Source organism: Comamonas sediminis, assembly GCF_041107495.1.
GTDB classification, from domain to species: Bacteria; Pseudomonadota; Gammaproteobacteria; order Burkholderiales; family Burkholderiaceae_C; genus Comamonas; species Comamonas sediminis.
Genome location: NZ_JBGBDC010000007.1, coordinates 342,317 through 355,978, shown reverse-complemented (window position 1 = coordinate 355,978; position 13,662 = coordinate 342,317). Strand labels below are relative to the sequence as shown.

At 64.6% G+C, this 13,662-nt stretch carries 13 protein-coding genes; 5 read left to right on the top strand and 8 right to left on the bottom strand.

The window, feature by feature from the left end:
* Positions 1-274 precede the first annotated feature (274 nt).
* Both AB7A72_RS17665 and AB7A72_RS17660 read left to right on the top strand, forming a co-directional pair.
* Positions 275-1,957, top strand: a complete 1,683-nt coding sequence (locus AB7A72_RS17665; protein WP_312836564.1) for a GMC family oxidoreductase — start codon at positions 275-277, stop codon at positions 1,955-1,957.
* Between the two features lie 535 nt (positions 1,958-2,492).
* Entirely contained in the window at positions 2,493-3,251 is a 759-nt protein-coding gene (locus AB7A72_RS17660; RefSeq protein WP_312462182.1) for a sulfite exporter TauE/SafE family protein, read from the top strand.
* 124 nt (positions 3,252-3,375) lie between these two features.
* Here AB7A72_RS17660 and mrdA read toward each other — a convergent pair whose 3' ends face one another.
* The 4 genes from mrdA to AB7A72_RS17640 all read right to left on the bottom strand — a co-directional run bounded on the left by mrdA (position 3,376) and on the right by AB7A72_RS17640 (position 8,180).
* The gene (gene mrdA, locus AB7A72_RS17655; protein ID WP_239810288.1) at positions 3,376-5,328 is read right to left on the bottom strand and encodes a penicillin-binding protein 2; all 1,953 of its coding nucleotides are present in this window, start codon (positions 5,326-5,328) and stop codon (positions 3,376-3,378) included.
* Positions 5,329-5,348: 20 nt separating this feature from the next.
* Complete coding sequence (mreD, locus tag AB7A72_RS17650) at positions 5,349-5,867, bottom strand: rod shape-determining protein MreD (RefSeq protein ID WP_239810287.1); 519 nt, start codon at positions 5,865-5,867, stop codon at positions 5,349-5,351.
* A 37-nt stretch (positions 5,868-5,904) separates the two neighbouring features.
* Entirely contained in the window at positions 5,905-6,846 is a 942-nt protein-coding gene (gene mreC / locus AB7A72_RS17645) for a rod shape-determining protein MreC (protein WP_239810286.1), read from the bottom strand.
* 287 nt (positions 6,847-7,133) lie between these two features.
* Positions 7,134-8,180 carry a rod shape-determining protein gene (locus AB7A72_RS17640; RefSeq protein ID WP_021026802.1) on the bottom strand — a complete coding sequence of 349 codons (1,047 nt, stop codon included), beginning with the start codon at positions 8,178-8,180 and terminating at the stop codon, positions 7,134-7,136.
* A gap of 212 nt (positions 8,181-8,392) precedes the next feature.
* Here AB7A72_RS17640 and gatC point away from each other — a divergent pair, with 212 nt between their 5' ends.
* The 3 genes from gatC (at position 8,393) to gatB (ending at position 11,785) form a co-directional block, all read left to right on the top strand.
* Positions 8,393-8,692 (top strand): Asp-tRNA(Asn)/Glu-tRNA(Gln) amidotransferase subunit GatC, encoded by a 300-nt coding sequence (gatC, locus tag AB7A72_RS17635; RefSeq protein ID WP_369460713.1) that lies wholly within the window; start codon positions 8,393-8,395, stop codon positions 8,690-8,692.
* A 142-nt stretch (positions 8,693-8,834) separates the two neighbouring features.
* On the top strand, positions 8,835-10,310 hold the full coding sequence (gene gatA / locus AB7A72_RS17630) for an Asp-tRNA(Asn)/Glu-tRNA(Gln) amidotransferase subunit GatA (RefSeq protein WP_312525901.1): 1,476 nt from the start codon (positions 8,835-8,837) through the stop codon (positions 10,308-10,310).
* A 20-nt stretch (positions 10,311-10,330) separates the two neighbouring features.
* Entirely contained in the window at positions 10,331-11,785 is a 1,455-nt protein-coding gene (gene gatB / locus AB7A72_RS17625; protein WP_312462188.1) for an Asp-tRNA(Asn)/Glu-tRNA(Gln) amidotransferase subunit GatB, read from the top strand.
* 139 nt (positions 11,786-11,924) lie between these two features.
* Here the strand turns inward: gatB and AB7A72_RS17620 are convergent, their stop codons facing one another.
* The 4 genes from AB7A72_RS17620 to AB7A72_RS17605 form a co-directional block, all read right to left on the bottom strand.
* Entirely contained in the window at positions 11,925-12,077 is a 153-nt protein-coding gene (locus AB7A72_RS17620) for a transcription initiation factor TFIID subunit D10 (RefSeq protein WP_312525905.1), read from the bottom strand.
* Positions 12,078-12,283: 206 nt separating this feature from the next.
* Positions 12,284-13,084, bottom strand: coding sequence for a hypothetical protein (locus tag AB7A72_RS17615; RefSeq protein WP_369460712.1), 801 nt, complete (start codon positions 13,082-13,084; stop codon positions 12,284-12,286).
* A 108-nt stretch (positions 13,085-13,192) separates the two neighbouring features.
* Positions 13,193-13,351 carry a hypothetical protein gene (locus tag AB7A72_RS17610; protein WP_239810280.1) on the bottom strand — a complete coding sequence of 53 codons (159 nt, stop codon included), beginning with the start codon at positions 13,349-13,351 and terminating at the stop codon, positions 13,193-13,195.
* 38 nt (positions 13,352-13,389) lie between these two features.
* Positions 13,390-13,518 carry a hypothetical protein gene (locus AB7A72_RS17605; protein WP_312836305.1) on the bottom strand — a complete coding sequence of 43 codons (129 nt, stop codon included), beginning with the start codon at positions 13,516-13,518 and terminating at the stop codon, positions 13,390-13,392.
* Between the last annotated feature and the right edge of the window lie 144 nt (positions 13,519-13,662).

Genomic DNA, 13,662 nt, shown 5'->3' with positions numbered 1-13,662 from the left:
CCTGCGCGCACGCCATTCGCACTATAGCCGGTCTGTTACCCAGCCGCACCCTGCGCGCTGGCGATCACAGCGCGTGCCTCTGTAGGAAGGTATCGCCGAGCCGCAGCACTGCGGCATCTACACCACGCTTGGCGGCCAGGGACCGGCAGTAGGCGCGGTGGGTGACAGGACATTGGTTTTCCCGCTTGGCAAGCCCGGCATACTGACCACAAACTTGCCGATTCATTCGATGGACCGTGGGCGCCCGGCGCTCCCCCTGATAAGAAGACCGCACATGCAATCTGGAGACAACACAAGTTTCGACTACATCGTCATCGGTGGAGGCACTGCGGGCGCACTGCTGTGCAACCGCCTCAGTGCCAAGACCCATAACCGGGTGCTGCTGATCGAGGCGGGACGGCGCGATGACTACCACTGGATCCACATCCCCGTCGGCTATTTGTACTGCATCGGCAACCCGCGCACCGACTGGCTCTACAAGACCGAGCCCGATGCCGGTCTCAACGGCCGCAGCCTGCTCTACCCGCGCGGCAAGACCTTGGGCGGCTGCTCCAGCATCAACGGCATGATCTATATGCGCGGCCAGTCCCGCGACTACGACCAGTGGGCCGAGCTGACCGGCGACGCCCGCTGGCGCTGGAACGACACGGTCAACTACTTCAAGCGCCATGAAGACCATTGGCGCCTGGACCAGGAGGGCGAGACCAGCCCCAGCTTTGCGCAGTGGCATGGCAACCGCCGCACTGGCAGCACCGGCGAATGGCGGGTCGAGAAACAGCGCCTGCGCTGGGACATTCTGGATGCCTTTGCGCAGGCGGCCCAGCAGGCCGGCATCCCCGCCACCGATGACTTCAACCGGGGCAGCAACGAAGGGGTGGGTTACTTCGAGGTCAACCAGAAGAACGGCTGGCGCTGGAACACCGCCAAGGCCTTCTTGCGGCCTACCTGCTATGGGCGCTCGAACTTCGAGATGTGGACCAATGCCCAGGTCAGCCGCCTGGTGCTGGAGCGCCAGGCCGACGGCCAGCTCGCCTGCACCGGGGTGGAGGTCTGGACCGGCACCGAGATGACCATCGTCAAGGCCGACAAGGAGGTGGTGCTGAGCGCGGGCGCCATCAACTCCCCGCAGATCCTGCAGCTCTCGGGCATTGGCCCCGGCGCGTTGCTGCAGCAGCATGGCATTGCCGTGCAGCATGACCTGCCCGGCGTCGGCGCCAACCTGCAGGACCATCTGCAGATCCGCTCGGTCTTCAAGATCGATGGCGCGCCCACGTTGAACGTGCTGGCCAGCAACCTGTGGGGCAAGGCACAGATCGGGCTGGAATACCTGCTCAAGCGCAGCGGCCCGATGAGCATGGCACCGTCGCAACTGGGGGCCTTTACCCGCAGCAGCCCCAGCCAGCCCCATCCCAACATCCAGTACCACGTGCAGCCGCTGTCGCTCGATGCCTTTGGCCAGCCGCTGCACCGTTTCCCGGCCTTCACCGCCAGCGTCTGCAACCTCAACCCCACCAGCCGTGGCACCGTGCAGATCAAGAGCGCAGACTTTCGCAGCGCCCCTGCGATTGCGCCCAACTACCTGTCCACCGCCGAGGACCGCCAGGTGGCAGCCGACAGCCTGCGCGTGACCCGCCATATCGCCGCGCAGCCCGCATTGGCCAAGTACCAGCCGGTGGAATGGAAGCCTGGTGCGCAGTACCAGAGCGATGAGGACCTGGCGCGCCTGGCCGGCGATATCGCCACCACCATCTTCCACCCGGTGGGCACCACCAAGATGGGTGCGGACCACGATCCAATGGCCGTGCTCGACAGCGAATTGCGCGTGCGCGGCGTGCGTGGCCTGCGGGTGGTCGACGCTGGCGCCATGCCCACCATCACCAGTGGTAACACCAACTCGCCCACGTTGATGCTGGCCGAGCGGGCTTCGGAGTGGATCCGCGCCAGCCATGGGCCATGATGGTGCGCTACAGAGTTTCAGCCCGGTTACGGCCGCTGCTGCGCTGACCACGTCCCTTTGGGGGGCTACCGACCGGTTCACGGGCGCTGAAACGGCAGTTTTGTCTCATTTTTTGCTGTTCCGGGGCGGCTGGGCGCGCGAATGGGGCAAAAAGTGGCGCCATCCTGCAATCTGCACCAAATCAGTTACCTTTGGGGTAAATCCCAATGCACCATGCAGGTGCGATGGCCTATAGTAGAGGCACTCGAGGCACTGAAACAGTGCTCTGCGAGAGGACCGAGGAGACATCTCAACAATTCGAACATTTATATAAGGCATCAATAAAAACGAGATGCTCCTTCAAAGCGCCCTTCGGGCGCTTTTGTTTTTCTGGCGTCCCATGCGCCATCCCTCCTCTGTCCCAGGCCTTGCATCGCGACCCGGCAAGGCCACGCGCCTGCCCCGTCCAACACCGCTGCTGTTCCGTTGGCGGCCTTGCATTTAGCCGCCCTGGTACGGTGCCAGCCCCCCGTTGGCGGTGCGACAATCTCGCCCCATGGAATGGATCTTCGTTACGCTCGCGTCCATGTTCGCGGGCTTTGTGGATGCGGTCGTCGGTGGCGGCGGCCTCATTTTGGTGCCCGCACTGTTTGGCGCTTTCCCCGCTGCACCACCGGCCACCTTGCTGGGCACCAACAAGAGCGCCGGCGTCTGGGGCACGCTGATCTCGGCGCGCCAGTACGCCAGGCGCGTGGACATGCGCTGGGCAGCCATTGCACCGGCGGCAGGCGCAGGTTTTGTCGCCTCGCTGCTGGGCGCCTGGGCGGTGACCGTGGTCGATCCGAGCATGCTGCGCAAGGCCTTGCCGATCATCCTGATCGCCGTGCTGGCCTACACCTTGTACAAAAAGCAGCTGGGCCAGACCCATGCGCCGCGCTACAGCGGCCGCACCGAGGCCTGGGTGGCCTGCGCGATTGGCGCCACCATCGGCTTCTACGACGGTTTCTTTGGCCCCGGCACCGGCAGCTTCTTCGTGTTCTTGATGGTGCGCTGGCTGGGCTACGACTTTCTGAACGCTTCGGCCAGTGCCAAGATCCTGAACATCGCCACCAATGTGGCAGCGCTGATCCTGTTCACCGCCAAGGGCCATGTCTGGTGGCACTTTGCGGTTCCGCTGGCCGCTGCCAACATCCTGGGCAGCATGCTGGGCACCTGGATGGCCTTGAAAAAGGGCTCGGGCTTTGTGCGCGGCATGTTCATCGTCGTCGTGGCCGCGCTGATCCTCAAGACCGGTTACGACGCCTTTTTGCGCTGAACGGCGGCCTGGGTGCTGGCCTGCATGGCCAGCCCTGCCCGGGCATGGCCCTTCGTCCTTCACCGCCTGGTTCTGAGGCGGTTTTTTGTGGCCTGGTGCGCTGCCCCGCCACGGGCCCACGGGCTTACTGCGGTGGCTCGGTCTGCGGCTTCAGCTGGATATCTTCGACGCGCCTTGGCGTGCCCATCGGCGCACGGCCATCGCCGCGCTGCATCGCGGCAATATCGGCCTCGCTGGGGTATTCACCCAGCAGCCAGTAGTCGATGATGCGGCGGGCAATCGGGGCAGCCGAGCCGGCGCCAAAGCCAGCGTTTTCCACGATCACGCCGACGGCGATCTTCGGGTCTTCGGCCGGTGCAAACGCGATGTACAGCGCATGGTCGCGCTGACGCTCGGCCAGACGCGCGGCATTGTACTTTTCCTTCTGGCCGATGCTGATGGCCTGGGCCGTGCCGGTCTTGCCGCCGGCCGTGTAGCGGGCCGTGCCGAAGGAGCCGCGCCCGGTGCCACCCGTCACCACCGACACCATGCCGCGCTTGACTGCATCCATATTGCTTTGCTTGTAGCCCAGGTTCACGGGCGGCGGCTGCTCGATGGGGCGGCGCTCGCCGGTCACCGGGTCGATCAGCGAACGGCCCACATGCGGCACCCGGCTGTTGCCGTTGTCCAGGATCGTCGCCAGCGCATGGGTCAGTTGCAGAATCGTGAAGTTGTTGTAGCCCTGGCCAATGCCCAGCGAGATGGTCTCACCGGCATACCAGCGCTTTTGCTCGGGGCGCTTGTAGGTTTCGCGCTTCCAGGTGGTGCTGGGCAGCACGCCCCGCACTTCACCGGGCAGGTCGATGCCGGTGATCTGGCCAAAGCCCAGCGGCTTCATGAAGTCATGGATCGCATCCACGCCCATTTCATTGGCCAGGGTGTAGAAATAGACATTGCTCGAATGCTGGATCGCGCGGTTCAGATCGACAGGGCCCAGCGCATGGCCGGAGCGGAAGGTGTGGCCGCCAAAGGTCCAGCTGCCGCCGTCCTGGATGATGGTCGACGGGGTGCGCTTGCCCGTCTCCAGCCCGGCCAGCCCCATGAAGGGCTTGTAGGTCGAGCCGGTCGGGTAGGTGCCGCGCATCGCCCGGTTGAGCAGGGGCCGGTCGATGGATTCGTTCAGCGCCTTCCAGCTTTCCTGGTCAATGCCTTCGACAAAGATATTGGGGTCGAAGGTGGGCTTACTGACCATGGCCAGCAGCTCGCCGCTGCGCGGGTCGATCGCAATGGCCACGCCCCGGCGCTCGCCATACAGGTCCTCGACCATCTTCTGCAGCTTGATGTCCACCGACAGCACCACGCTCTCGCCGGGGGTGGCTGGAGAGCTGTCGAGCTTGCGCACCGCATGGCCGCCGGCCGACGTTTCCATGCGCTCGACGCCGGTGTGGCCGTGCAGTTCCTTCTCGTAGCTGGCCTCCACGCCGGTCTTGCCGATGTATTCGGTGCCCCGGTAGTTGGCCGCTTCGTCGGAGTCGTCGATGCGCTCCTTCTCGCGCTGGTTGATGCGGCCGATATAGCCGATCAGATGGGCACCGGTCTCACCCATCGGGTAGGAGCGAAACAGCCGTGCCTTCACATCCACACCCGGAAAACGGTAGCGCTGGGCGGCAAACTTGGCCACTTCCTGGTCGGTCAGGCGCGAGCGGATCGGCAGCGAGTCGAAGTTGCGCGAATCCTCCCGCAGGCGCTTGAAGCGGCGGCGGTCACGCGGCGTGATCTCGATCAGCTCGGACAGCGCATCGATGGTCTCTTCCACGTCGCTGACCTTGTAGGGCGTGATCTCCAAGGTGTAGGCCGAGTAGTTGGTGGCCAGCAGCACGCCATTGCGGTCATAGATCTGGCCCCGGTTGGGCACGATGGGCACCACCGCCGTGCGGTTGCTCTCGGCCTGCGCCAGCAGGTCATCATGGCGCTCGATCTGCAGCACATACAGGCGTGACAGCAGAATGCCGAAGCACAGCACGACCACCAGACCGATGACGACCACCCGCAGCCGAAAACGGCTGAAGGCACGGTCTGAGTTCTGGATCTCGGTCATGGTCTGCGCAAACGCCCCGCTTACAAGGGGCGGTTTTCGTCATCGTCGGGCGGCTGGCGCTGGGGCAGCTGCAGCAGCCAGCTGACCAGCGGCCACAGCAGCACGCACCACAGGCCAGGCGTCAGAAAGCCCCAGCCCGGAAAACTGCCGCGCAGCAACAGCCGCAACAGCATCAGCACCACGTCGGAGGCGAGGAACAGCGGCATCACCTGCACCGCCTGGGCCATCACGCTCAGCCAGGTGATGCGCTGGCGCAGCAGCGCCACGCCATACAGCACGCCCGAGTACACCAGCGCATGCAGTCCCAGCAGGGACGACTGGTGCACATCCATGCACAGGCCCAGCACAAAGGCCCAGCCCATGCCGATCTTGCCGGGCTCATGCACGCCCCAGTAGACGAGCACCAGCAGCAGCACGTCGGGCAGCCACAGCGCGCGGCCCAGCGGCAGCATGTTGATCATCAGCGCCAGCACCAGGGTCAGCGCCACAAAGCCTGGGGGAACAGGGAGCAGCAAGGGCTGCCCACGCGGCATGATCATGGCTGCATTCCTGGGGTTCGGTTCATCGGAGCCGGCATCATCCGCGCTTGCCCTTGCGGGGGGTGGAGGCCGGACCTTCCTGGGTCTTGGTTTCCGCCGGCGGGCGCGGCGGCAACGCGTCCTCGGGCAGCGGGTTGATCACCATCACGAACTGCGTGCCGAACATCTGTGCCAGCGGCTCGCAGTAGACGCGCGAGAACGGCGAATCCGCGCGGCGCTCGATCTTGACGATGCGCGCCACCGGCAGGCCGGGCGCATAGACGCCGTCCACACCGCTGGTGGTCAGCAGATCGCCTTCCTGGATATCGGCATTGCTGGGCATGAAGCGCAGCTCCATGCCGCCACCGTAGGCATTGGTCGGGTCGCCATAGGCGACAGCCCGGGCGCCGGTGCGCGGGTTGAGCACGGGGATGGCCTGCTCCCGGTCGGTCAGCAAGGTTACCTCGGCGGACATCGGAAACACCCGGGTTACCTGGCCCAGCACACCCATCTCATCCATCACGGGGGAGCCACGCGCAATGCCGGCAACCTCCCCCTTGTCGATCACCACACGGCGGTTGAACGCATCTGCCGTCTCGTATACCACCTGGGCGGCGCGCCCCTCGGTCTTGAGGCGGGGCACCAGATTGAGCAGCTGGCGCAGGCGCTGGTTCTCGTGGTCCAGGGTCTCGACCAGGTTGGCACGGTGCGTCAGTGCAATCGCGTTTTTCTCGGCCGTGACGGCGGCGGCCTGGGCGGTATGCAGGTCTTCGAAATACTTGGCGCCGCCCTGGGCCAGCAGCACCGGCTGCAGCATCACCCACTGCAGCGGAAAAAGCACGGTGGCGACGGCCTTGCGCAGCGGCTCGGTCAGCTTGAAGCGCACGTCCGCCACCATCAGGAACACCGCCAGCGCTACGCACAGCGCCAGACGCACATTGGCGCTGGGGCCCTGGGGCCGGAAAGTGGGGATACCGCCGGAGAAGACGTTGCGTGCCATGCGGTGCCTCAGCAGGACCGGGCCCGGTGGCCAGCGCCCGGCCCGGACGCGTGCCGGTCCGCCGGTCGGCGGTCAGCACGGTGGACAAAAGGCAATGGCAGGGACATCGGAGAAAGGCGAAAAATCAGAAACGGGCGCATCACAGCGGCGAAGCATCCAGCCAGACTGCCTGCACATCGCAAGCGGCCCAGCTGCCGGATACGCGTCGGGCGGGCCTGCGGCATGCGATGCAAGCACTGCCGCTGACGCACGCCATTATTGCGTAACCGCCGCGAAGGGTGCCTCTGTTACTCGCTGGTGAAAATCGTGACACCCTTGCGATCCAGGGTGTCGAGTGCAATACCGCAGCCGCGCACCACACAGGTCAGTGGCTCCTCGGCCACGAGCACCGGCAGGCCGGTCTCTTCGGCCAGCAGGCGGTCGAGGTCGCGCAGCAAGGCGCCACCACCGGTCAGCATCATGCCCCGGTCGGCAATGTCGGCACCCAACTCGGGCGGGGTTTGCTCCAGCGCGTTCTTCACCGCAGAGACGATCTGGTTGAGCGGCTCGGTCAGCGCTTCCAGCACCTCGTTGGAGCTGATCGTGAAGCTGCGCGGCACGCCTTCGGACAGGTTGCGGCCCTTGACTTCGATTTCCTTGACTTCGGAGCCTGGGAACGCAGAGCCAATGCTCTTCTTGATCAGCTCGGCGGTGGGCTCGCCGATCATCATGCCGTAGTTGCGGCGGATGTAGTTGATGATGGACTCGTCAAACTTGTCGCCACCCACGCGGACACTGCCCTTGTAGACCATGCCGCCCAGCGAGATCACGCCCACTTCGGTGGTACCACCACCGATGTCGACCACCATCGAGCCGGAAGCCTCGGACACCGGCAGGCCCGCGCCGATACCGGCAGCCATCGGCTCTTCGATCAGCTCGACCTGGGTCGCGCCGGCCTTGAGCGCCGCATCCTTGATCGCACGGCGCTCGACCTGGGTCGAGCCGCAGGGCACGCAGATGATGATGCGGGGGCTGGGCGAGAGCAAGGTGCGGGGGTGCACCATCTTGATGAACTGCTTGATCATCTGCTCGGTGATCAGGAAGTCGGCAATCACACCGTCCTTCATCGGACGGATCGCTTCAATGTTGCCAGGCACCTTGCCCAGCATGGCCTTGGCTTCGCGGCCTACGGCCTGGATGACCTTGCGGCCATGGGTGCCGCCTTCATGGCGAATCGCAACGACGGACGGTTCATCCAGCACAATCCCCTTGTCGCGTGCAAAAATCAAGGTGTTGGCCGTGCCTAGGTCGATGGCCAGGTCGGTGGAAAAGTAGCGACGGAACGCTCCGAACATGCAGGTTTCCTCTAGGGCATGGGTCGCGCTTCGGCGCTCCATCGCCCTTCATTGGTGTGTGGTGAGATGACAGAAGGGTTTTTGATGCGCAATGACCGACGTTGCCGCGTTATTGCGTCAAAGACGGGATAATACTCTATCCCCTGTGAATAACTTACAGGGCAACGCTTTCCGGCCCCGTTTTTTTACGACTGGTTTACATACGACTATCTATGGCCCTGACAAAAGATGACATTGCCCGCATCGCCAACCTGGCGCGGCTCGAATTATCCGGAATCGAGAGTGAGCGCATGCTCTCGCAGATGAATAACTTTTTCGGCATTGTGGAGAAGATGCAGGCTGTGGATACCTCCGGTGTCATGCCCCTGTCACACCCCGTGGCCGCGATCCAGGAAATCAGCCTGCGCTTGCGTGATGACGTCATCAGCGAACCCAATAACCGGGAGGCCAACCAGCGCAGTGCCCCTGCCGTGGAAAAAGGCTATTTCCTGGTACCCAAGGTGATTGAGTAATTCACAGCATCTTCAGGCCTGGTGGGCCCTGGCAACAACCGGCCCCCGGCCGTGGTGGCGGCACCAGGCTGCACCACGGCCCTGAGACCGGCGCGCAGCGCCCTATCCCATTCACCGAGATCGCCAAGATCGCGAGATTTGCATGAGCATCCCTACCGAATTGCATGACTTGAGCGTGGCCCAGCTGGCCGCCAAGCTCAAAAGCCGCGAAGTGTCCTCCGTCGAGGCTGCGCAACATTTCCTCACCCGCGCCAAGGCCCACCAGGACCTGGGCGCCTATGTCCATATCGATGAGGAGGTGACCCTGGCCCAGGCCCGTGCCGCCGATGCCGCCATTGCAGCGGGCACGGCCGGCAAGCTGGCCGGTGTGCCGATTGGCCACAAGGACCTGTTCGTCACCCAGGACTTCCCCACCACCGCAGGCAGCAAGATGCTGGCCGGCTACCAGTCGCCGTTTGACGCCACCATGGTGAGCAAGCTGGCCGCTGCCGGTGCCGTGACCCTGGGCAAGCTGAACATGGACGAGTTCGCGATGGGCTCGGCCAACGAGAACAGCGCCATCAGCCCGGTGCGCAACCCCTGGGACACCAGCCGCGTGCCTGGCGGTTCGTCCGGCGGCTCGGCAGCCGCCGTGGCTGCGCGCCTGGCCCCCGCAGCCACCGGCAGCGATACCGGCGGATCCATCCGCCAGCCCGCGTCGTTTTGCGGCATCACCGGCATCAAGCCCACTTATGGCCGCGCCAGCCGCTACGGCATGATCGCCTTTGCCTCCAGCCTGGACCAGGCCGGCCCGATGGCGCGCACCGCCGAGGACTGCGCGCTGCTGCTCAGCGAGATGTGCGGCCCCGACCTGGACCGCGACTCCACCAGCCTCGACCACCCGGCCGAAGACTTCAGCGCTCACCTGAACGACTCGCTGGCCGGCCTGCGCATTGGCGTGCCCGCCGAGTTCTTTGGCGACGGCCTGAGCAGCGATGTGCGAGCCGCCGTCGATGCCGCCCTCAAGGAGTACGAAAAGCTGGGCGCCAGGCTGGTGCCGATCAGCCTGCCTCGCACCGAGCTGTCCATCCCCGTCTACTACATCATCGCCCCGGCCGAAGCCTCGTCCAACCTCTCGCGCTTTGACGGCGTGAAGTTCGGCCACCGCGCCAAGGACTACAGCGACCTGGTCGACATGTACAAGAAGACCCGCGCCGAAGGCTTTGGCGACGAAGTCAAGCGCCGCATCATGACCGGTGCCTATGTGCTCTCGCACGGCTACTACGACGCCTACTACCTGCAGGCGCAAAAGATCCGCCGCATGATTGCCGACGACTTCCAGGCCGCCTTCAAGGACTGCGACCTGATCGCCGGCCCCGCGGCGCCCACCGTGGCCTGGGCGCTAGGCGGCAAGAGCGACCCGCTTGCCAACTACCTGGCCGACATCTACACCCTGCCCGCGTCGCTGGCCGGCCTGCCCGGCCTGAGCGTGCCCGCCGGTTTTGGCGAAGGCGGCATGCCCGTGGGCCTGCAGCTGATCGGCAACTACTTTGGCGAAGCCAAGCTCCTGAACGCGGCCCACCAGCTGCAGCAAGCCACCGACCACCACCTGCGCCAGCCCACCGGCATCGCGAAGTAACGCAGGGAGGAACACAGAACATGACCGAAACAACCGTCAAGCTCATCAACGGCTACGAAGTGGTGATTGGCTTTGAAACCCACACCCAGCTGGCCGCCAACAGCAAGATCTTCAGCCGCGCCAGCACCGCCTTTGGCGCCGAGCCCAACACCCAGGCCTGCGCCGTGGACCTGGCCCTGCCCGGCACCCTGCCGGTGATGAACAAGAAGGCCGTCGAGTGCGCCATCAAGCTCGGCCTGGCGCTGGGCAGCACCATTGCGCCCGTCAGCATCTTTGCGCGCAAGAACTACTTCTACCCCGATCTGCCCAAGGGTTACCAGATCTCGCAGTTCGAGATCCCGGTGGTGCAAGGCGGTGAGGTGAGCTTCTTCGTCGGCGACCAGAAAAAGACCGTGCGCCTGGTGCGCGCCCATCTGGAAGAAGACGCCGGCAAATCCGTGCACGACGAATTCATCGGCCAATCGGGCATTGACCTGAACCGCGCCGGCACGCCGCTGCTGGAGATCGTCACCGAGCCCGACATGAGCAGCACCGCCGAAGCCGTGGCCTATGCCAAGGAACTGCACAAGATCGTCACCTGGATCGGCATCTGCGACGGCAACATGCAGGAAGGCTCGTTCCGCTGCGATGCCAACGTGTCGGTGCGCAAGCCCGGCCAGCCGCTGGGCACCCGCCGCGAGATCAAGAACCTGAACTCGTTCAAGAACATGCAGATCGCCATCGATTACGAAATCCGCTGGCAGATCGAAGAGATCGAAGACGGCCGCGCGATCCAGCAGGCCACCGTGCTGTTCAACCCCGACACCGGCGAGACCCGCGCGATGCGCACCAAGGAAGACGCGGCCGATTACCGCTACTTCCCCGATCCGGACCTGCCGCCACTGGTGGTGGCCGACAGCTGGGTGCAAGCCGTCAAGGCCGAGATGCCCGAGCTGCCGCGCCAGCGCGCCGACCGCTTTGTCGCCGATTACGGCCTGCCCGAGTACGACGCCACCACCCTGACCCAAAGCCAGGCGATGGCCGACTACTTTGAAGCCGCCGCCAAGGCCAGCGGCCAGCCCAAGCTGGCCAGCAACTGGGTGATGGGCGAGATCTCGCGCCGCCTGAACCTGGAAGAGATCGGCATGGACCAGGTCAAGGTCAGCGCCGCGCAGCTGGGCACCCTGATCGCCCGCATCCACGGCAATGTCATCAGCAACAACAGCGCCAAGCAGGTGTTCGAGGCGCTGTGGAGCGGTGAAGGCGCAGATGTGGACGCCGTCATCGACGCCAAGGATCTGAAGCAATCCAATGACACCGGCGCGCTCGAAGCCATCATCGACGAGGTGATCGCCGCCAACCCCGGCAATGTCGAGCAGTACAAGGCCGGCAAAGACAAGGCCTTCAACGCGCTGGTCGGCCAGGTGATGAAGGCCTCCAAGGGCAAGGCCAACCCGGGCCAGGTCAATGAGCTGCTGAAGGCCAAGCTGGCCTGATCCCGCAACCGCAAACCGCAGACAGCAAGAAGCCTCCAGCGATGGAGGCTTTTTTACGGGCTTGCCAGGCATGCACCCTGGCTGACCCTGCTGGCTATCGCGCGGGGGCAACTACCAGTTGCTTAGGCCAACGCGGGCTTTAGCGCTGCTGCTGGGACCGGTCTTGCTGACCAGGCTGCTTTTGCTGCGGCGACTGCTGCTGGTGTTGCTGCTCTTTTTGCGAACCGGATTTCTGGCCCGATTGCTGCTGGTTCACCTGGTTGGGATTGCGTTGGCTGTTTGGCTGGTTCATAGCATTAGCTCCTTCAAGATGATGACGGGGCGACATTGCCCTGCCATGGCTCTATAGTCGCGCCCCAGCCCAGGGGCCGGTGTAGGAATTGACGCGCCGCCTGCATCGAGACGTTTCTCTGCACACATTTTGCAAAGCCGCATGGCGCTCTTGCCTGGGGCGATCAGCGCAAGTCCACAACATTCCTTTCCTTCCTTCACAGAAGTTCAAGCTTGGGTTGACTCCCAGCGGTCGGCCATGTCTTCGGTATAGCCCAACACCAAGCTGCGTTGCGTTTGCAGCACCGCTGGCAGGGCTTGCCAGCCTGCGTGGGCCCGCAACGCCTCATCAGCCGAGGCATACAGCGCCCGCAAATCCTCTACCAGCGCCTGGGCCTGCGCCGCATCCGGCGGCTGCGGGCGGGCCAGCGCCATCCAGGCGGCGCCCATCGCATACAGCTGGTAGCCATGCTGCTGCGCCAGATGCTGGTGGATGGCATGGTTCTGAAAGCTGTCCCAGTCGGCGCTGAAATAGCCATTGGGCTGGCCGGCGATCAGCGGGTCGGCATCGGCGAGGGGCAGACGCTGGATGTAGATGACCTCGTCCAGCAGCAGATCGGGGCAGCGATTGGCGGCCAGCAGCGCGTCGATATCGCTGCCGCTCAGCGCCAGGCTGCCGCAGACCTGTGCCCAGCGTTGCGGGCTCTGGACCTGCCGCAGTTGCCGCGCGCGGTGCTGCAGCGCCTGCAGCTCCCAGGCGGCCTCCTGTGCCGGATCGTCCCAGTCCATGTCCGGCGGGCTGGCCAGGGAGAGCCGATCGTCCTGGCTGGCATGGCCGCTGGTGTAGCTGGCCTGCTGGATATCGTCCAAGGTGCTCAGGTAGCGGTGGCCGGGGTCGGCGGCACGCAGCGCCTCGACATGGGCCAGCAGTGCAGCGAGGCTGGCCACCTCCTCCAGCCACTGGTAGGCAAAGGGGTAGTTGGCGCGGCGGTACGGGGGGTTGGGCTGCGCGAAGAAACCGGTGTTCATGGCAATCTGCTGGCGAGGGGGTCGAGGACGCCAGTATCGCCGCTGCCAACGCTGCTGCGCCCACGAAAAAGCCCGCTGGAAGCGGGCTGTGGCGCAGCATTCAGCAGATCAGCACATCTGTGCATTGCTCGGCGTCTTGGGCTCGGTGCCCAGTTGGCGGCGGTTGCACTTGCACTGCTGCTGCGAGTACTTGGCCTCGCGCAATGGCTGCCCCTGTTGCAGGGGCCAAGGTTGCTGCTTGGTCATCGGCAAAGGCAGGTGTTGCATGGCTGGCTCCGTGTGATCTGGCTGCGTGCCGTCGCTATCTACTTCTGCGACTGCTGCTTGCGGTCTTGCTGGCCCTGTTGCTGCTGCTTGGGGGACTGCTGCTGTTGCTGCTGTTCCTTTTTCTGCGCAGGCTGTTGGGTGGACGCCTGGCGGTTCTGCTGAGTCATCGCTATCTCCTTCAGTGTCAAGTTGAGAGGGGCGGCAGGCGCTGGACACTGCCGTAACTAGATGGTGCCGCAGGTGCTGCGCCGCGCTTGTAGGAGTTTTGGAGATCTGAATGGCTTTACGTAAACGAGCCGTTCGATTTGCAA

Coding starts and splice junctions, on each gene's coding strand:
- gatC (WP_369460713.1), top strand. CDS start 8,393: ATGGCCCTGACAAAAGATGACATTGCCCGCATCGCCAACCTGGCGCGG.
- mreD (WP_239810287.1), bottom strand. CDS start 5,867: ATGATCATGCCGCGTGGGCAGCCCTTGCTGCTCCCTGTTCCCCCAGGC.
- AB7A72_RS17615 (WP_369460712.1), bottom strand. CDS start 13,084: ATGAACACCGGTTTCTTCGCGCAGCCCAACCCCCCGTACCGCCGCGCC.
- AB7A72_RS17660 (WP_312462182.1), top strand. CDS start 2,493: ATGGAATGGATCTTCGTTACGCTCGCGTCCATGTTCGCGGGCTTTGTG.
- AB7A72_RS17620 (WP_312525905.1), bottom strand. CDS start 12,077: ATGAACCAGCCAAACAGCCAACGCAATCCCAACCAGGTGAACCAGCAG.
- AB7A72_RS17610 (WP_239810280.1), bottom strand. CDS start 13,351: ATGCAACACCTGCCTTTGCCGATGACCAAGCAGCAACCTTGGCCCCTG.
- AB7A72_RS17605 (WP_312836305.1), bottom strand. CDS start 13,518: ATGACTCAGCAGAACCGCCAGGCGTCCACCCAACAGCCTGCGCAGAAA.
- mrdA (WP_239810288.1), bottom strand. CDS start 5,328: ATGACCGAGATCCAGAACTCAGACCGTGCCTTCAGCCGTTTTCGGCTG.
- AB7A72_RS17665 (WP_312836564.1), top strand. CDS start 275: ATGCAATCTGGAGACAACACAAGTTTCGACTACATCGTCATCGGTGGA.
- gatB (WP_312462188.1), top strand. CDS start 10,331: ATGACCGAAACAACCGTCAAGCTCATCAACGGCTACGAAGTGGTGATT.
- mreC (WP_239810286.1), bottom strand. CDS start 6,846: ATGGCACGCAACGTCTTCTCCGGCGGTATCCCCACTTTCCGGCCCCAG.
- gatA (WP_312525901.1), top strand. CDS start 8,835: ATGAGCATCCCTACCGAATTGCATGACTTGAGCGTGGCCCAGCTGGCC.
- AB7A72_RS17640 (WP_021026802.1), bottom strand. CDS start 8,180: ATGTTCGGAGCGTTCCGTCGCTACTTTTCCACCGACCTGGCCATCGAC.